The 17278-nt window shown below is 72.3% G+C and carries 20 protein-coding genes; 8 read left to right on the forward strand and 12 right to left on the reverse strand.

All coding sequences use genetic code 11. The features are described 5' to 3' along the window. Positions 1-20: 20 nt before the first annotated feature. Positions 21-1283, reverse strand: coding sequence for a ThiF family adenylyltransferase (locus tag Q0444_RS09390; protein WP_291085466.1), 1263 nt, complete (start codon positions 1281-1283; stop codon positions 21-23). Next, the gene (locus tag Q0444_RS09395; RefSeq protein ID WP_291085463.1) at positions 1247-2284 is read right to left on the reverse strand and encodes a DUF3152 domain-containing protein; all 1038 of its coding nucleotides are present in this window, start codon (positions 2282-2284) and stop codon (positions 1247-1249) included. Before Q0444_RS09395 ends, Q0444_RS09390 begins: the two co-directional genes overlap by 37 nt. A 148-nt stretch (positions 2285-2432) precedes the next feature. On the opposite strand from Q0444_RS09395, the gene Q0444_RS09400 reads away from it, so the two are divergent. Further along, positions 2433-3089, forward strand: coding sequence for a TetR/AcrR family transcriptional regulator (locus Q0444_RS09400; RefSeq protein ID WP_291085461.1), 657 nt, complete (start codon positions 2433-2435; stop codon positions 3087-3089). Between the two features lie 4 nt (positions 3090-3093). On the opposite strand, the gene Q0444_RS09405 is transcribed toward Q0444_RS09400, so the two are convergent. Further along, complete coding sequence (locus tag Q0444_RS09405) at positions 3094-3321, reverse strand: DUF3107 domain-containing protein (RefSeq protein ID WP_291085515.1); 228 nt, start codon at positions 3319-3321, stop codon at positions 3094-3096. A gap of 291 nt (positions 3322-3612) precedes the next feature. Between Q0444_RS09405 and Q0444_RS09410 the strand changes: the two genes are divergently transcribed. Both Q0444_RS09410 and Q0444_RS09415 read left to right on the forward strand, forming a co-directional pair. Continuing rightward, positions 3613-5121, forward strand: a complete 1509-nt coding sequence (locus Q0444_RS09410) for a DEAD/DEAH box helicase (protein ID WP_291085512.1) — start codon at positions 3613-3615, stop codon at positions 5119-5121. Between the two features lie 31 nt (positions 5122-5152). Continuing rightward, positions 5153-6448 (forward strand): PQQ-binding-like beta-propeller repeat protein, encoded by a 1296-nt coding sequence (locus tag Q0444_RS09415; protein WP_291085459.1) that lies wholly within the window; start codon positions 5153-5155, stop codon positions 6446-6448. 25 nt (positions 6449-6473) lie between these two features. On the opposite strand, the gene Q0444_RS09420 is transcribed toward Q0444_RS09415, so the two are convergent. Then, positions 6474-6836 (reverse strand): hypothetical protein, encoded by a 363-nt coding sequence (locus Q0444_RS09420; protein ID WP_291085457.1) that lies wholly within the window; start codon positions 6834-6836, stop codon positions 6474-6476. Between the two features lie 449 nt (positions 6837-7285). Between Q0444_RS09420 and Q0444_RS09425 the strand changes: the two genes are divergently transcribed. After that, positions 7286-7534, forward strand: coding sequence for a WhiB family transcriptional regulator (locus Q0444_RS09425; protein ID WP_067712327.1), 249 nt, complete (start codon positions 7286-7288; stop codon positions 7532-7534). Between the two features lie 76 nt (positions 7535-7610). On the opposite strand, the gene Q0444_RS09430 is transcribed toward Q0444_RS09425, so the two are convergent. The 3 genes from Q0444_RS09430 to Q0444_RS09440 all read right to left on the reverse strand — a co-directional run bounded on the left by Q0444_RS09430 (position 7611) and on the right by Q0444_RS09440 (position 9079). Continuing rightward, positions 7611-7826, reverse strand: coding sequence for a biotin/lipoyl-binding carrier protein (locus Q0444_RS09430; RefSeq protein ID WP_291085448.1), 216 nt, complete (start codon positions 7824-7826; stop codon positions 7611-7613). A gap of 249 nt (positions 7827-8075) precedes the next feature. Then, positions 8076-8402: an anti-sigma factor gene (locus tag Q0444_RS09435; protein ID WP_291085445.1), complete on the reverse strand. Its 327-nt coding sequence runs from the start codon at positions 8400-8402 to the stop codon at positions 8076-8078. Then, on the reverse strand, positions 8402-9079 hold the full coding sequence (locus Q0444_RS09440; protein ID WP_291085442.1) for a sigma-70 family RNA polymerase sigma factor: 678 nt from the start codon (positions 9077-9079) through the stop codon (positions 8402-8404). Before Q0444_RS09440 ends, Q0444_RS09435 begins: the two co-directional genes overlap by 1 nt. A 106-nt stretch (positions 9080-9185) precedes the next feature. On the opposite strand from Q0444_RS09440, the gene Q0444_RS09445 reads away from it, so the two are divergent. Then, positions 9186-9728, forward strand: coding sequence for a YbaK/EbsC family protein (locus Q0444_RS09445; protein WP_291085439.1), 543 nt, complete (start codon positions 9186-9188; stop codon positions 9726-9728). Here Q0444_RS09445 and Q0444_RS09450 read toward each other — a convergent pair. Next, positions 9725-10519, reverse strand: a complete 795-nt coding sequence (locus tag Q0444_RS09450) for an SOS response-associated peptidase (RefSeq protein ID WP_291085435.1) — start codon at positions 10517-10519, stop codon at positions 9725-9727. The two genes, Q0444_RS09445 and Q0444_RS09450, sit on opposite strands and share 4 nt — an antisense overlap. 41 nt (positions 10520-10560) lie before the next feature. Between Q0444_RS09450 and aroA the strand changes: the two genes are divergently transcribed. Together aroA and rsgA are read left to right on the forward strand one after the other, a co-directional pair. After that, the gene (gene aroA, locus Q0444_RS09455; RefSeq protein WP_291085432.1) at positions 10561-11880 is read left to right on the forward strand and encodes a 3-phosphoshikimate 1-carboxyvinyltransferase; all 1320 of its coding nucleotides are present in this window, start codon (positions 10561-10563) and stop codon (positions 11878-11880) included. An 8-nt stretch (positions 11881-11888) separates the two neighbouring features. Further along, entirely contained in the window at positions 11889-12938 is a 1050-nt protein-coding gene (gene rsgA / locus Q0444_RS09460) for a ribosome small subunit-dependent GTPase A (RefSeq protein WP_299023065.1), read from the forward strand. Between the two features lie 33 nt (positions 12939-12971). Here rsgA and Q0444_RS09465 read toward each other — a convergent pair whose 3' ends face one another. The 4 genes from Q0444_RS09465 to Q0444_RS09480 form a co-directional block, all read right to left on the reverse strand. Continuing rightward, a complete protein-coding gene (locus tag Q0444_RS09465) occupies positions 12972-14090 on the reverse strand; it encodes a ferredoxin reductase (RefSeq protein WP_299023066.1) in 1119 nt (372 codons plus the stop codon). Positions 14091-14228: 138 nt separating this feature from the next. Then, positions 14229-14750, reverse strand: coding sequence for a DUF6912 family protein (locus tag Q0444_RS09470; protein ID WP_291079615.1), 522 nt, complete (start codon positions 14748-14750; stop codon positions 14229-14231). 30 nt (positions 14751-14780) lie between these two features. Further along, entirely contained in the window at positions 14781-16193 is a 1413-nt protein-coding gene (locus Q0444_RS09475; protein WP_291079617.1) for a wax ester/triacylglycerol synthase family O-acyltransferase, read from the reverse strand. A gap of 3 nt (positions 16194-16196) precedes the next feature. Then, a complete protein-coding gene (locus Q0444_RS09480) occupies positions 16197-16607 on the reverse strand; it encodes an HAD family hydrolase (protein WP_291079619.1) in 411 nt (136 codons plus the stop codon). A 313-nt stretch (positions 16608-16920) separates the two neighbouring features. Between Q0444_RS09480 and Q0444_RS09485 the strand changes: the two genes are divergently transcribed. After that, positions 16921-17277 carry an Rv3235 family protein gene (locus Q0444_RS09485; protein WP_349679603.1) on the forward strand — a complete coding sequence of 119 codons (357 nt, stop codon included), beginning with the start codon at positions 16921-16923 and terminating at the stop codon, positions 17275-17277. Position 17278 lies beyond the last annotated feature (1 nt).

Raw genomic sequence — 17278 nt, forward strand, 5'->3', positions numbered from 1 at the left:
CACGGTACCCACCCCACCGGTCAGTACCCGGGCAGGGACGGGTCGACGTCGCGGGTCCACGCCTCGATCCCGCCCTCGAGCGAGCGCACCCCGGCGAATCCGGCGTCCGACAGCGTCGCGGCCGCGCGGGCGGACCGCGACCCCGACTTGCAGTACACGACCAGCGGCCCGCGGGCGGCGGCGCGACCCAGGACACCGGTCGGGTCCGACGCGTCCTCGGCGACCGAGTCCAGGGGGACCCACACCGAGGGCTCGATCGTCGCGATCGACCGCTCCCCGGCACCCCGGACGTCGACCAGGACCGGGGCCACGCCACCGGACGGACCGGCCTGCGCGAGTTCCTCCGCGAGGCCGGCCGCCGAGACCGTCGGCACGTCGATCCGGCCGAGGTCGGACACCCCGCACGAGGCGCCCCCGGCACCGTCCGGCAGCTCCGTCACCGGTCGCCGCGAGGGGTCGGGCCGGATCGTCACCGTGCGGTGGGTGGACTCGAGCAGGTCCATCAGGACCAGGCGACCGAGCAGGGGGCGACCCGCACCGGTGATGAGCTTGACGGCCTCCATCGCCATCATCGATCCGACCGTGCCGCACAGGGCGCCCACCACCCCGGCCTCGGCGCAGCTCGGGACCGACCCCGCGGGTGGCGGGGCCGGGTACAGGTCCCGGAGGGTCACGGCGGCCGCGGGCGCGGGCGGGCGGGACCAGAAGACGGCCAGCTGGGCACGGAAACGGTCGATCGTCCCCCAGATCACCGGGATCCCGGCGATCTCACAGGCATCGGAGACCAGGTAGCGCGTCGCGAAGTTGTCACTGCCGTCCACAACCAGGTGATGACCCTCGATCAGAGCCCCGATGTTCAGCGCGTCCAGCCGGCCGTGCACCGGGGTCACCCCGACCCCCGGTGCCAACTCGACCAACCGGTCACGGGCCGAGTACACCTTCGGTCGGCCGATCGCCGGAACGGAGTGGATCACCTGCCGGTGCAGGTTCCCGAGGTCCACCTCGTCGTCGTCGATCACGGTGATCCGCCCGACGCCCGCCGCGGCGAGGTACAGGAGCACCGGCGACCCGAGTCCGCCCGCTCCCACCACGAACACGGACGCGGCGCGCAGGCGCCGCTGTCCCTCGTCGCCGATCGCCCCCAGCAGGAGGTGACGGGAATAGCGTCCGCGATCGTCGGACGTCAGCTCGGGACCCGGGTCCACCAGCGGGGGCAGCCCCGAGTCCGTGGCGCCGCCCACCCGGCTCACCCCCCCGTCGGCGGGCCGTCGGGGAACGGCCACGCGTTGTACCTGCAGGTGTCATCGTTGTCCGGGACCACGCCCTCGGGGTCCAGGCGGAAGATCTCCGCGTTGGTCACCCCGAACGTCTGCTGCATCATCACCGGCGCCAGCGCACCGTCCGCCGGGCAGGGCTCGTGGGCCGGGAAACCGATGGCGTGGCCGACCTCGTGGTTGACGAGGTACTGGCGGTACGACCCGATGTCGCCCTGGAACGACCGCGCCCCGCGCACCCAGCGGGCGAGGTTGAGGTAGACCCGCCCGGTCGAGGCGTTGTAGCAACTCGCCTCGAGCTCGATGTCGTACCCGCAGTTCTCACGGACCGTGAGGGGGCTGGCGAGCGAGATCCTGAACGTCGGCTCGCCCTGATCGGTCCGTTGGAACGCCAACGCCCCGTCCGCGGTCCAGCTCTTGGGGTTGGCCAGGGTCGCGTCGACCATCCGGGCCACCGAGTCGTCACCGCCGAACTCCACCGTGTCGACGCCGTCCTCCACCTCGACGGTGTAGCTGAACAGCTCGGCCGTGGGGCGCCCGATCAGGTCGGTGCGGCCGGGGATGGTCCGGAACCCGCCACTGCCGGCCTCGATGAAGGGCCCGCCCTCCGGGAGTCTCCCGCTCGGGGGAAGCTCCCCCGCCGCGGGTCCCCCGACGATCCCGGGCGCCTCCGGCTCGGCGACCGTCCCGGCGTCCCCCGGCCCCGTCGCCGCCACGGCGTCCGCGACGACGAGCGCGGTGAGCACGATCAGGACCGGGATGGCGTACGCCCGCCATCCCCACGTGGTGAAGAACCTGCCCACCGGGGTCTGCTTGCGCAGGTGGTCCCTGGCGCCCGGAACCGACCGCCGGCGGCCCGGCGTCGGCTCCTCGGGATCCCACGGTGCACGCAGCGGCTCACCGTGCGGCGGGTAATACGGAGAGTGCGACTCGCGGCCTCCCCCGGCGGTTCCCCGCGCGGTGGGCCCGATGTCGACACCGTCCGACGTCCCGCGACGGCCGTCGCTCATCCGCGCACCTCCACATCCGCTCCGGTCAAGGCTTCCACGATCCCACACGGCCGGTGGTCGCCTCCTCCGGCACTCCGCCTCTGCGGGTATTGTCCGTCTGGCCCGGTCGGCTGTCGACCCGGGTGCGCGGGAGGACAGGAGCCACCACATGACGAGCCCGGACGGGTCATTTCCCGCCGCCCCGGGGCGCGCCAGGGCCACCCGGCTCCCCCGCGGTGCCCGGCGCCGCCAACTCCTCGACGCCGCCGGGACCGTGTTCGTCGACCAGGGGTTCCATTCCTCCGGGATGGACGACATCGCCGTCCTCGCCGGGGTCTCGAAGCCGGTGCTCTACCAGCATTTCGACTCCAAACACGACCTCTACATCGAGGTCCTGCGCCACCACGTGGACGAGTTGCTCGGCCGCATCAGGGCCGCGCTCACCTCGACCTCGGACAACCGTCGCCGCGTCGAGGCCGCGGTGGACACCTTCTTCGCCTACGCGGACTCCGACACCCGCGGCTTCCGGCTGGTCTTCTCCTCCGAGTCCGGCGACCTCGACGTCCGGCGCGAACTCGACCGGGCGACCGACGGGTGCATCGACGCCGTGCACGACCTCGTCCGCGGCGACTCCGGGCTCGACGCGCATCGATCCCGCCTCCTCGCCGTGGGCCTGGTGGGGGCGAGTCGCGTGAGCGCGGGCCACTGGCTGGACGCGGGTCGGCCCATCCCCCGCGCGGAGGCCGTCTCCACGACGGTCACCCTCTGCTGGGGCGGCCTGTCCAAGATCCCGCGCCAGTCCACGGACCGCCCCGGCCAGAGCTAGACCCTCAGGAGAGGAAGCCGACCGCGCGGCGAGCGGTCTCGCCGATCTCCACGTAGGCCACCTTGTCGGTGGAGACGAGGTACCGGCGCCCCTTCTCGTCCTCGAGTTCCAGGACCGACCTGCCCTGGGCGGTGAGCGCGGCCTCCACCCGCTTCTCCACGTCCTCCGGGGACATCCCCGTCTTGAACGCGAGCTCACGATTGCTGTCGGCGATGCCGATCTTGACCTCCACGGTGCCTGCCTTCTCGTCGTCGACGCACGTCACGCCGTCCTCGGTGGTACGTGGGAGCCAGGCTAGCCCAGACTCCGTGATCCGCGACGGCACGGGATAGGATGGGCTGACGTGGATCACACCCGCGCCCGGTCCTCGGCTCGAGCCGGGTCCGTCACCGCCGATCCGCGTGGAAATGTGCGCGCCCCGCTCGCCGAGCCCGCCCACCAGCGGCCCGAATTCATCCGCGCGCGAGACGAGAAAGGCACCGCCCTGTCCACTACAGATGTCACCACCAGTGAAGTCGACGGCATGGCCACGACGACCGCCGTCGTGGACGCTCCGTCCTCGGACTCCTCCCCCAGCTTCGCCGAGCTCGGCGTCCGCCCCGAGATCGTGACCGCGCTCGCCGAGCGCGGTATCACCCACACCTTCGCCATCCAGGAGCTCACCCTCCCGTTGGCGCTGGCGGGGTCGGACCTCATCGGCCAGGCCCGCACCGGCATGGGCAAGACCTACGGTTTCGGGGTCCCGCTCCTGAACCGCATCTCCGTGGGCGAGAAGACCCGGGAGCTCGACGGCACCCCACGGGCCCTCATCATCGTCCCCACCCGCGAGCTGTGCATCCAGGTCACGCAGGACCTGAAGATCGCCGCCACCGGGCTCACCGCCCCCCACGGCTCGGGGACCCGGCCGCTCAAGGTGCTCGCCATCTACGGCGGCACGCCCTACGAGCAGCAGACCGACGCCCTGGAGAAGGGCGTCGACGTGGTGGTGGGGACCCCCGGCCGCCTGCTCGACCTGGCCAACCAGTCCAAGCTGGTCCTGGGCAAGGTCGAGGTGCTGGTCCTGGACGAGGCCGACGAGATGCTCGACCTGGGTTTCCTGCCGGACATCGAGAAGCTCCTCCGGATGGTCCCGGACCAGCGGCAGACCATGCTGTTCTCGGCCACCATGCCGGGGCCGATCATCACCCTCGCGCGCACGTTCCTCACCAAGCCCACCCACATCCGGGCCGAGGCCGCCGACTCCGGCGCCACGCACGAGAACACCACCCAGCACGTCTACCGGGCCCACTCCATGGACAAACCCGAGCTGGTGTCCCGGATCCTCCAGGCCGACGGTCGCGGGGCCTCCATGATCTTCTGCCGCACCAAGCGCACCGCGCAGAAGCTCGCCGACGACCTGGCCGAGCGCGGCTTCCGGGTGGGGGCCATCCACGGCGACCTCGGCCAGGGCGCGCGCGAGAAGTCGCTCAAGGCCTTCCGTTCCGGGGACGTCGACGTGCTCGTGGCGACCGACGTCGCGGCGCGCGGGATCGACGTCGACGACGTCACCCACGTCATCAACTACCAGTGCCCCGAGGACGAGAAGACCTACGTCCACCGGATCGGCCGCACCGGTCGGGCCGGGCGCAAGGGCGTCGCGGTCACCCTCGTGGACTGGGACGACCTGCCCCGCTGGGGACTCATCGACAAGGCACTCGGACTGGGCCACGCCGAGCCCGCCGAGACCTACTCGACCTCCGCGCACCTGCGATCCGAACTCGGGATCCCCGAGGGTGCCGGGGGCCGCGTGGGCGCCGCCACCGGGACCGGGTCCGGCCGCACTCCGACCGACCGCGGCGCCGGCCGCGACTCCGGAACCCGCTCCGGCAGCCCTCGGCGTCGTCCCCGGAGCGAGGACTCCGCCCGGGCGACGACGCAGGCACCGCCCGGACCCGGTGCCGCCGGGGAGGCCCCGACCGCGGGGGACGACGCCCCGCGTCGGCGACGCCGCCGGCGCCGCCCCTCCTCCTCCGAGTCCACCGGTCGGGACTGATTCCCGCCCCCGCCGCAGCCAGGAAGGGCACGTGCGCACACCGAGAAGTGGCTTCGGACATCGCGGCCGGCCGTTCGTCGACGTTCCCTCCGAGCGGAGGACACGACGCGACCTCCTCACCGCGGGGATCATCGCGGTCGCCGTGGTGCTGTTCGCCGTGGTGGTGATCGTCTCCGGCAGCGCCGCGCGATCCGGCCTCCGCGCCGCGGGCGCGGACCAGCCCGTCTACGGCCCGGCGGTCGAGCCTCCCACCACCCTCCAGCCGCTGTGGTCGCACGACTCCGGCGGGACCGGGGCCCCGCTCACCACCAAGGGCAACCTCGTCACCGTGTCCCCCGACGGCACGCTCGTCGGCCGGGACGCGGGGTCGGGTGAGGAGCGGTGGGCCTATTCGCACGCCGGCCGGTTCTGCGCGGCCGCGTTCTACGCCGACGCCCTGGTGGCCGCGTTCGACGGCGCCTCCGGGTGCAGCGACGTCACCGCCCTCGATCCCACCGCTCAGCAGTACAAGAGCACCCGGCAGAGCCACTTCCCCGACACCATGGAACTGCGCAGCACGTGGCGACACGCGCTCGCGCTGAGCCCGGAGCGGCTCGAGATCTGGCGGGACGACCTGGTCCGCACGGTGGAGTACGGCGAGGTCGACGCGCCCCAGGAGGCGGGGATGCAGCCCCGGACCGGCTGCACGCTGGTCACCGCGGGACTCACCGACGAGAGATTCGCCGTGACCGAGCGGTGCCCGGACGACGACTCCGTCCGTCTCACCCTCTCCGCGACCGTCCCGAAGGACAACCGCAAGCCGGAGGACATCGCCTCCGCGCCGACCGGCGCCGACGGCCTGTGGATCATCGAGGTGAGCGACGCCGGCGTGCTGGCCCTGGAGCAGCGGGGCACCGCTTGGACCGTGGAGTGGTACACCTCCCCCACCGAGCACTCGACGATCGCCGCGCTGGGCGCGGAGCCCGCCCTCAAACCCTCCCCGGACACCGTGACCGGGGACACCGAGCAGGCCCGGTGGTTCGACGGCGAGACGACACGCGCCTTCGACGTCTCGACGGGCAGGCTCTCCTGGAAGTCGGACGGCTCGACCGGCCCCGGCCTCACCGGGGGCTGGTCACCCGACCCCGCGGCCGAGACCGTGATGAACTGGGTACTCATGCCGGTCGAGGGGGGTATCGCCCTCCTGGACCACGACACCGGTCGCGAGACCCGGCGCCTGCCCTCGACCTCGCCCCGGACCGACGGCGTCACCGGCCTCGCGCAGATCGGCGACATCCTCTACGAGCGCGGCGCCGGAACGATCTACGCGTACAAGCTCATCGCCTGACCGCCCCGCCGGGTCCGGGTGGGGATCAGACCGCGTACCACTCGATCGCGTCCCTGCGGAACAGCGACACCAGGGCGATCGCGCACACCACCGCGAGGGCGATCCCGGCGAGGTACTGCTGCGAACCCACGCCCACGTACCACGCCACGAACAACAGCAGCAACTGGGCGATCACCACGAGTCCACGACCCCAGCGTCGACCCTGCAGGAGCCCGATCCCCGCGGCGAGCAGACCGCCACCGAGGATCGCGAACCAGATGGCGGTCCCGTAGCCGCTGATGACCACGGTCTCCTCGCGGTGACCGCCGACCGCGCGGACCAGCAGCGCCACCGCGACCCCCACCCCGATCAATCCCTGGACGGCGGAGATCCATCCCGCCACCCGCACGGAAGTGGGTATCGCGGACCGCCGATCAACGGGGGGGCGATGGTCGTCTGGTCGTCTCACGTTCACCGCTCCAGCCTAGGTCGCGCCCCCTCGCGAACCGGAATCACCCATGTGGAGTGGGCTCCGATTCACCCGTATCGGCCGCTGGTGTGGGGTTTCCGGACGATTTGACAACGCGGGTGACCTTTGCCACATCGCCGGAAAAGAGGGTTGACTTGTCACAGAATCGTGGCACGATCACTCGTAACAACGCAGACACACCCTGTTTGCCTGTCCTTAACCGGGAGCCCCTCCGCACGGAGCGGGCCCGCGGAGCGGGAACACCCCCCACCACATCGCCGGATGTGACCGAACCACGACGTTGATGCGCCGATCCTACAGCTCTGCGCGCCGACGGCGTTTCGCCTTGTCCGGCCCACCCCACCACGGTTCACACCGAAGGAGTTCCCATGGACTGGCGCCACAAGGCCATCTGCCGCGACGAGGACCCCGAGCTGTTCTTCCCCGTCGGCAATTCCGGACCCGCACTCGCCCAGATCGCGGAGGCGAAGATCGTCTGCAACCGCTGCCCCGTCACCGCCGAGTGCCTGACCTGGGCCCTCGAGTCCGGCCAGGATGCCGGCGTCTGGGGCGGCATGAGCGAGGACGAGCGTCGCGCGCTCAAGCGTCGTCGCGCCCGCACCCGCACCACCGTCTGACACGACCCCTCAGGCCACGGAGGCCGGTTCCCCTCTCTCCGGAGCGGGAACCGGCCTTCGTCGTGTGATCGACCGGTCAGTCGATGACGGCGATGAGGTCGCCCGCCTGGATGACGTCGCCCGAGGCGACGGCCACCTCGGTGACGGTCCCGGCCGTCTCGCACAGCACCGGGATCTCCATCTTCATCGATTCGAGGAGCACGATCGTGTCGCCCTCGGCGACCTCGGTGCCGACGCCCGCGACGACCTCCATGACGTTGGCGACCATCTCGGCACGGACCTGTTCAGTCATACGTATGTTCCTCTACTTTCCTCACGACGGCCCCCGGACACCTCAATGCAACCACACGGAGGTTCTCGTGGGAGACTTGTACACCGACGAAAGGAGGCGACCATGGGCAAGCGTGGCCGCAAGAAGCGGGATCGCCGCAAGAAGAACGCCAACCACGGCAAGCGTCCGAACAGCTGAGTCCGGACCACCAGACACGAGGAAGGGCGGGCACCGGTCAGGTGCCCGCCCTTCCTCGTGCTCGGTGCGGTGTCAGGTGTGGTCGCGCCTCTCCACCGTGGTCGTCTGGCGGATGACCGTGGTGCCGTCGGCGTCGGTCGTCGTCACCGTCGTGCGCCGGATCTCCACCATGAGGCGTTCGCGGAGCCCGGAGGGGGCCTTCTCGCAGCAGGACCTCGACAGCTTGGCCTTGAGCCGCCTCTCGGACAGGAACAGTTCCCGGCACGCCGCACACCCGGCCAGGTGGTGTTCGAGCCGGGATCGACAGGCGTCGTCGCATTCGAGGTCCACCAGCAGGGACAGGTCGCGGCGGGCCGCCTCGCAGTCGATCCGGTCCAGGCGCGGGTCGTGTTCCCTCATCACTTCGCCCCCTCGGTCCGGTCGCGTCCAAAGCCCCGCTCGGCCGCCACGTCCCGGAGGAGTTCCCGCAGTTGCTTGCGACCGCGGTGCAGGCGCGACATCACGGTCCCCAGGGGGGTGTCCATGATCTCCGCGATCTCCTTGTACGGCAGGTCCTGGACGTCGGCGTAGTACACGGCCATCCGGAACTCCTCGGGGAGCTGGGCGAGGGCGGCCCGGATCTCGTCATCCGGCAGCAGCTCCATCGCCTCCACCTCGGCCGAGCGCAGGCCTGTCGAGGTGTGTTCGGCGGCCGCGGCGAGCTGCCAGTCCGTGATCTCGTCGGTGGGGTACTGGGCGGGCTGGCGCTGACGCTTCCGGTAATGGTTGATGTAGGCGTTGGTGAGGATGCGATGCATCCAGGCCCGGAAGTTGGTCCCCTGCTTGAACGAGTGGAAACCCGCGAACGCCTTGGCGTAGGCCTCCTGCACCAGGTCCTCGGCATCCGCCGGGTTCCGGGTCATCCGCAACGCGGCGCCGTAGAGCTGATCGAGGAGCGGCATGGCCAACTCCTCGAACTTCTCTTCGCGCTGGTCGGCCTCGTCGGGCTGCAACTCGGTCGGCAACCGGAACTCCTCACCTGTCGGTGACCCGGAGTCTAACCGCACGCCGGGGGCGTCGAGGACCGCGGTCCGCATGGCACCCTCCTTCCCGGACCCGGGGCCGACGCCCGAGCACTCGAACTACACCAACACGCAACAGCGACGGGGTATTCCGTCCGGCCGTCGACGCTAGGGTCGGGGCGTGAGCAGCAGACGCCGGCGGAGCGCCGCGGGCACCGGTGCCGCGACCCCCGCCCTCGCCGCCCTCCGGCGCGCCGGCGTCGACCACCTCGTGCACACCTACCGGGCATCCGGGGACTCGTTCGGGGACGAGGCCGCCCGAGTGATGGTCGACCGTCTCGGCGTGGAGGCCGCCCGGGTGTTCAAGACCCTGGTCCTGGCCACCGACAGGCCCCCGGCGGGCTCCAGGATCCCGCTGGCGGTCGCGGTCCTCCCCGTGACCTCCATGCTCGACCTCAGGGCCGCCGCGGCCGCGCTCGGCTGCGGCAGGGCCGCGCTCGCCGGCGTGGACCTGGTGGAGAGGTCGACCGGCTACGTGCTCGGCGGGGTCTCGCCGCTCGGTCAGAAGCGGCCTCTGCCCACCCTCGTCGACGACTCGGCCCTCGGCCACCCCACGATCCTCTGCAGCGCCGGTCGGCGCGGGTGGGAGATCGAACTCGCACCGACGGACCTCGTCGGGCTGACCGACGCGGTGACGGCCACGATCACCACCGGACGGTCCTAGAAGAGGGTCCCCTCCCCGGGGTCCACAGGCCGGACCAGCTCCGGCCCCTCGTTCCGGGCGTTCGAGACCGCGCGCGAGACCGGCGTGATCTGCACCGAGTGCGCCCACCGGTCCAGGTCCCCGCCCGCGCCGTCGACCAGGGCCCGTGGGTCGCCGATCACCGAGGGGTCCAGCCAGTCCGACACCACGGACGGATCCACCACCAGCGGCATGCGGTCGTGCACCGCGCGCAGCGGGCCCAGCGCCTCGGTGGTGAGGATCGTGCACGACAGCTGCGTGACGGCCTCGTCCCCGGGGTCGCGCCGGGCCTCCCACAGGCCCGCCATGAGCAGCCCCCGGTCCCCGGGGAGGCTCATGTGGAACGGCTGCTTGAGGCCTGCCCCGCCGCCGGTCTCCGCGGGCTCCCCCGGCACCCACTCGTACCACCCGTCCATGGGCACCACACAGTGGCGCCGGGCGACCGCGGAGCGGAACGACGGCTTGGAGAACGCCGTCTCGACGCGCGCGTTGAACAGGGTCGGGAGACGCTGTCCCTCCCTGGCCCACGACGGGACCAGGCCCCACCTCATCGCCCGCAGGACACGCTCCGGCCCGCCCGGGCGGTCCAGCCGTTCCCGGGGGACGTCCAGCGCCAGGACCGGGATCGTGGTGGTGGGGGCGATGTTGAACCGCGGGGAGCGGGGCCCCTCGGCGGGCCACAGCCCCGGGGGCGGCGAGGACGCCTCGTCGACGGCGTCGAGTTCCACCGCCAGTCGCACCGGGTCGGAGGAGAGCGAGAACCGTCCACACATGGCATCCATCCTCGCACCCGGATCCGGCGGGAACGGCGCCGATGGGCGACAATGACCAGGTGAGTCATTGGAACGCCCCCGTCGCCGCCGCGCCCGTGCACGCCGAGGTCCTCGTACCCGGATCCAAGTCGCTGACGAATCGGGCTCTGGTCCTGGCCGCGCTGGCGGACTCGCCCTCCCGGCTGGGCGGGACGCTGCGGAGCCGCGACACCGACCTCATGATCGGTGCCCTCACGGCGCTGGGCGCACGCGTCGAGGGCCCCTCCGGTCCGCTCGCGCCGGACGACACCGAGCTGGTCATCACCCCCGGCGCGTTGCGCGGGGCGGACGTCGAGTGCGGCCTGGCGGGGACCGTCATGCGGTTCGTCCCCCCCGTCGCCGCGCTCGCCACCGGCACCTCGACCTTCGACGGTGATCCCGCGGCGCGGGTGCGCCCGCAGGCCACCGTCCTCGACGCACTGCGCGCCCTGGGGGCGGAGATCGTCGGGGACAGCCTCCCCTTCTCCGTCACCGGAACGGGCGCGCTCCGCGGGGGACGCGTGGAGATGGACGCCTCCGCCTCCTCCCAGTTCGTCTCGGGACTCCTGCTGTCCGCCGCGCGGTTCGACGAGGGACTCGAGCTGGTCCACGTCGGCCGCTCCCCCGTCCCCTCCGGCCCGCACATCGAGATGACCCTGGAGATGCTCCGCGAGTCCGGGGTGGAGGTGGTCCGGCCGGATCCCTCGTCCTGGCGGGTGACCGCCGGGACGATCTCCGCCGTCGACCGGGTGGTGGAGCCCGACCTGTCCAACGCGACCCCGTTCCTGGCCGCGGCCGCGGTCACCGGGGGAACCGTCCGGGTGCCCCACTGGCCGGAGTCCACCACCCAGCCCGGGGACGCCATCCGCGGGATCCTCCGTGACATGGGCGCGTCGGTGTCGCTCGAGGGCGCCGACGGATCCGGCCACGGCACCCTCGTCGTCGTCGGGCCCCCACGCCTGTCGCCCGTCGACCTGGACCTGTCCGCCATCGGCGAGCTCACACCCACCGTCGCCGCGCTGTGCGCGGTGGCCGACGGTCCGTCGCGCCTGACCGGGATCGCGCACCTGCGCGGGCACGAGACCGACCGACTCGCCGCGCTCGCCGCCGAACTCGGCGCCGTGGGCTGCGGGGTCACCGAGCTGGACGACGGCCTCGAGATCACGCCCGGACCACTGCGCGGTGCCCCGTGGCGCGCCTACGCCGACCACCGGATGGCCACCGCCGGCGCGATCATCGGCCTGGTGGCGCAGGGCGTCGAGGTGGACGACATCGAGTCCACCTCCAAGACCATGCCCGGTTTCACCCGCATGTGGGCGGACATGCTCGCCGGGCGGGGCTGACACCGGCCATGGCGGGCGGACGGGGCGGCACCGGGGCGCGCGGCTGGGACGAATCCGACATCCGGATCCGGCCCGGCAAGGGGTCGCGCCCACGGACCAAACGGCGCCCGAGCCACGCCGACGCCGCGTCCGCGATGGTGGTGAGCGTCGACCGCGGCCGCTGGGGGTGTGTCCTCCTCGACGACGGCCCGGACCACGTGGCCGGGACCCGGATCGTCACCATGCGGGCCCGGGAACTGGGGCGCACGCCGATCGTCGTGGGTGACCACGTGGGCGTGGTCGGCGACCTCACCGGCACCCGCGACACCCTGTCCCGGATCGTCCGCGTGGAGGAGCGGAGCACCGTCCTGCGGCGGACCGCCGACGACTCGGACCCGTACGAGCGCGTGGTGGTGGCCAACGCGGAACTGCTGCTCATCGTGGTGGCGGTGGCGGACCCCCCGCCGCGGGCGGGGTTCGTCGCCCGCGCGCTGGTGGCGGCCTACACCGGCGGCCTGAAACCGGTGATCTGCCTGACCAAGGGCGACCTCGACGACCCGTCGGTCTTCGCCGCCGAGTTCGACGCACTCGACGTCCCCGTGTTGCAGGTGGGGATCGACGACGACCTGGCCGCGCTCCACGAGCGGATCGACGGCCGGATCTCCGCGATGATCGGCCACTCCGGGGTCGGCAAGTCGACGCTGGTCAACCGGCTCATCCCCGACGCGCACCGGGCGACCGGCGTGGTCTCCGGGGTGGGCAAGGGTCGCCACACGTCCACGCAGTCCGTCGCCCTCGAGCTGGGCACGGACGGCTGGGTGGTGGACACCCCCGGGATCCGGAGCTTCGGCCTGGCGCACGTGTCGCCCGACGACGTGGTGGCCGCGTTCTCCGATCTCCACGAGATCGCGCAGGAGTGCCCGCGGGGGTGCACTCACCAGGGCCCGCCCGCGGACCCCGAGTGTCGGTTCGACGCCGTCACCGACCCCGCCGCGCACCGCCGGGCGCTCGCGGTCCGGGAACTGCTCGGCGCCCTCCAGTCCAACGACGCGTGGGCGCTGGGGACCGATCCGGACTGATCCCCCCGGCCCGATCCGGGCCCCCGCCCGACGTCAGAGCTTGAGCTCGACGTCCCCGAGGGCCACCGAGACGCAGGTCTGGATCCGCTCCCCGGGACCGTGATCGGTTCCGTTGCGCAGGTCGCGGACGTGCCCCTCGTCCAGCCCGACCACGCAGGTCTGGCAGATGCCCATGCGGCACCCGAAGGGCATCTGCACCCCGACGCTCTCGCCGCCCTCGAGGATCGTCGTGGCGCCGTCGAGCTCCACCGTCTTACCCGTGGACCCGAAGGTGACCGTCCCGCCCGACGCCCCCGCGTCGCGGTTGACGGTGAACCGCTCCACGTGGAGGTCGTCGCGATCGGTGTCGTCGAAGTGGTCGGTGAGCTCGTCGAGCATCGCCGAGGGGCCACAGGCCCAGGTCGGGCGCTCGGCCCAGTCCGGGACCAGCTCCGACATCTGCCGCGCGTCGATCCTGCCCTGCTCGCTGGTGACCCGCAGGTGCAGGGTGTAGCCCGGCTGGGTCTTCTCCAGCGCCAGGAGCTCGTCGTGGAACAGGCTGTCCTCGGGGGTGCGGATCGAGTGGACGTGGACCACGTCGGGGAACCCCTCGTCGACCGAGCGCCTGTCCAGCGAGCGGAGCATCCCCATCACCGGGGTGATCCCCGACCCCGCGGTGACGAACATCAGCTTCGGCGGCGTCGGCGACGGCAGGTGGAAGTCACCGGCCGGGGCGGCGAGGCGGACGATGGTCCCCGCGGTGACGGTCCCGACGATGTGATTGCTCAGCAGCCCCTCGGGCATGGCCTTGACCGTGACCGAGTACTCCCCCCGCCCGGACGTCGGCGCGGAGGTCAGGGAATAGGAGCGCCAGGTCCACCGGCCGTCCAGCAGAACGCCGATGCCGAGGTACTGGCCGGGCCGGTAGCTGGGCGTGGCACCCCACCCGGGCTTGATGACGAGCGTGACGGCGTCGTCGGCCTCCCGGCGCACGGTGACGACTTCGCCGCGGAGCTCGCGCGAGGACCACAGCGGGTAGATGAGCGACGAGTAGTCGTCGACCCGCAGCGGATGGGTGAGTCGGTTCAGGAGTCGGTGCGCCGCCCGCGGCTCGGGGACCCTCGCCGCCGCCGCTCGCAGAACGCGGCTGAGTCCGTGGTTCGACTCGGTCACTGGTGCCTCCTCGGGACCGGCCCACGCACGACCCGGGGATCGGGTCGGCACCGCCGGAACAACCTACGGTAGCGTAGGTTGGCCGTCCCCGGGCACCGGTTCGGCGTGATCCCGCTCTCCGCCCCGCGCCCCGGCCGCTCAGAGCAGGGTGAGGAGGAACGGCAGTTCCACCGCGTCGTACCAGGCGAGTTCCATGTCCAGGGCGTCACCCACCGTGAGCTCCGCGTCCTCGTCCCCCAGATCGGCGCGGTCCACCGCCTCGACCGCGTCCCTGACGAGGTCGACCGCCCCGGCGAGGTCCACGTGGACGGCGGCGACCTCCTCCATCGACACCGTCCCCCGGGTCAGCCTCACGACCGCCGTGTCCAGGTCCGGCCGCGGCTCCGCCTCCGCGTCGGGGACGTCCACGCTCACCACCACCCGGCGGTAGGGATGCGCCCCGTGCGCGGCTCCGGAGTCGATCTCGCCCCCCAGGAGACGCAGCGACGCGCGCGCCGCCTCGAGGAAGGCGACGTGCGCGATCTCCTCCGCGTCACCCTGTGCGTACGACTCGACGAGCGCCGGCGTGGCCGCGAACGCGGTCGCGCTCCGGACGGGCATCTCCCCGCCCTCGAGCAGCGTCTCGAGCATGGACAGCGTGGCGGGGATGAACAAGCGCATGGTGGTGCCTTCCTCGGTGGTCGGTGACGGTCAGCGGACGGTGCCCGCGAGCTCGTCCAACGCGGACGAGATGAGTTCGCCGATCTCCTCCACGTCCGGGACCGCCTGACGGTCGGACGTGAAACCGCAGTACACGGTCCCCGAGTAGCTGCTCATCGACACCGCCAGCGCCTGGCCGTCGAGGAGCGCCGGGATGGGGTAGACCTCGATCAGCTCCCCGTCGCCCCAGAACATCGTGTGCTGTGGTCCGGGTGCGTTGGTCACCACCAGGTCGTAGCTGTCCGACGGCAACATGATCGCCGCGCGGGACCCCAGCGCGTGAAGGGTGGGCGGGGCGAATCCGGACAGCAGCGCCAGCGACTTGGCACCCACGGCCTCCCGCGGATGACGCTGGGTGGCCGTCTCGCGGGAGATCTGCGCCAGTCGCATGCGCGGGTTGGGCTCTCCCACCGGCATCCCGATGAGGGCGGAGGCGATCTCCGCCGACGTCGCTCCCGCCGCGGAGCCCGACCCCTCGGACTCCGACGCGGCCGACTCGGCGGTGACGGCCATCGGGACGATGGCGCGCAGGGTGTCCGACGTGGTCAGCGGATGGCCGCACGACAGGATCCAGGACCGCAGCGCCCCGCACAGGACCGCCAGGACCACGTCGTTGACCTTGCAGTCGTGCGCCCTGGCTATCGCCCGCGCCTCGGAGAGCGGGAACGAGGCCAACCCCACCCGGCTACCCCGCGGCCGGGAGGTCCGGAACATCTCCGCCAGCCCACCGGGCGGGCGCAGGACGCTGAGACTCGCCGCGCCGACCAACCCGCGGGTCGCGCGTTCGACCGCGTTGACCAACCGCGCCGAGCGCCGGACCAGTTCCAGGGGATCGGTGGCGATCGTGATGAGCGCGTCCAGGACGAGCACGCCGTCCCCGGGCGACGGGACGGGGGTCCACGTGGCGACCTCGTTCACGCCGGACCCCGTCTGCTCGTCGGTCATGAGCACCTGCGCGAGGTCGACGGCGTTGGGCCCGCCGAGGAGCACGTGATGGGTCTTGGTGAGGATGGCGAGCCGCCCGTCGGCCAGGCCTTCGATCAGGTACAGCTCCCACAGCGGGCGCCCGGCCTCGAGCGGGCGGTCGACCAACCTGGCCACCAGGTCCGCGAGCTGCCGCATCCCGCCGGGGGCCGGCAGGGCGGAACGCCGCACGTGGAAGCTGAGATCGAAGTCCGGATCGTCGACCCAGACCGCCCGCGCGAGCCCGAACGGCACGTAGCGGATGCGCTGCCGGAACCTGGGGGCGTCGGCGAGCTTCGCATCGACGAACTCCATGACGCGGTCGATGTCCCACGGTTCGCCGCGGGAGACGAGCGCCAGGGAGCAGGAGTGGCGACTCCGGGATCGGGCCGCGTCGCCGAGGAGGAGGTCCGCGTCGGCGGTCGCCAGCCTGGTCGCCACGGGTCAGACCCCCTCGTCCAGCCCGAGGAGTCCCCGGATCTCCACGGCCGCACGGTCGAAGACCTGGTAGAAGACCCCGATCATGCCGGTCTGCACGGCACCGAGGACGTTCTCGATGGCGTCGTCGACCATCACGCACTCCCGGGGTTCGAGCTCGAGCCGCCTCGCGGCCTCGAGGAACGCCTCCGGCTCGGGCTTCTCCACCCCGATCACGCCGCTGAGCACCACGTGATCGATCCCGTACGCCAGCGCGTCCTCGCGCACGCGATCGGCTCCCGGCCCCTCGGGCTCGTTGCTGAGGACCGCCATCCGGACATCGTTGGCCCGCGCGCCGGTGAGGATGTCCCGCCAACTCTCGCGGTCCTCATCCGTGCCGTCCAGCACCCCGAAGTAGTCGACTATCAGTCCTCGCATGGGGACAGCCTAGGCAACGTCCGGCGACAGCGCAGTAGCGGAGGTGGAACCGGGACGCGACCCGGCCCGTCGTAGGGGGTAGAGGACGCGAGACCGGACCCGGTCATCGCGGGAGGGAGTTGAACTGCACATGGCCCCGACACCCGTGTCACCACCGTCGACCTGCCGCGTCGAGCCACCCGGGCGGACGCCCCCCGAGGACGTCGGCGTGCTCCCCCTGCCGTGCACGGAGCCCCGACCGGGCGTCCGGGACGGTGACGCCGTGACCGCCCCGGACCCACGCCCAGAACCGGCGGCGGACCACCGGGTACCCGTGCCGGCACGCCGTGCGGCCCACGCCCTGGTGCTCATGGCCCTCGAGGTCGTCGACCGGCAGCGGGCCCCTCACCACACCCGGGGGGCGTTCCCTCCGCACCTCGTCGAGATGCTCCGGACCCTGGCCCGGGTCGGCGTCCCCGGGCAACAACTCGGACCGGCCAGGGTCCACCGCATCCACATCCATGCCGCCGATGCCGCCGCCGGAACCCCCGACGCGCCGGAGTCGGGCCGGGCGGCAGCCGAGTACGAGGTGTGCGCGACCTACGCACGCGGGCCGCGACTGTTCGCAGTCGCGGCCCGCATCCGGGTCACCGAGAAGAGCGCGACCTGCACGGCCCTCCGGTTGGTCTAGG

This window comes from uncultured Dietzia sp. (assembly GCF_937873725.1).
Taxonomy (GTDB): domain Bacteria; phylum Actinomycetota; class Actinomycetes; order Mycobacteriales; family Mycobacteriaceae; genus Dietzia.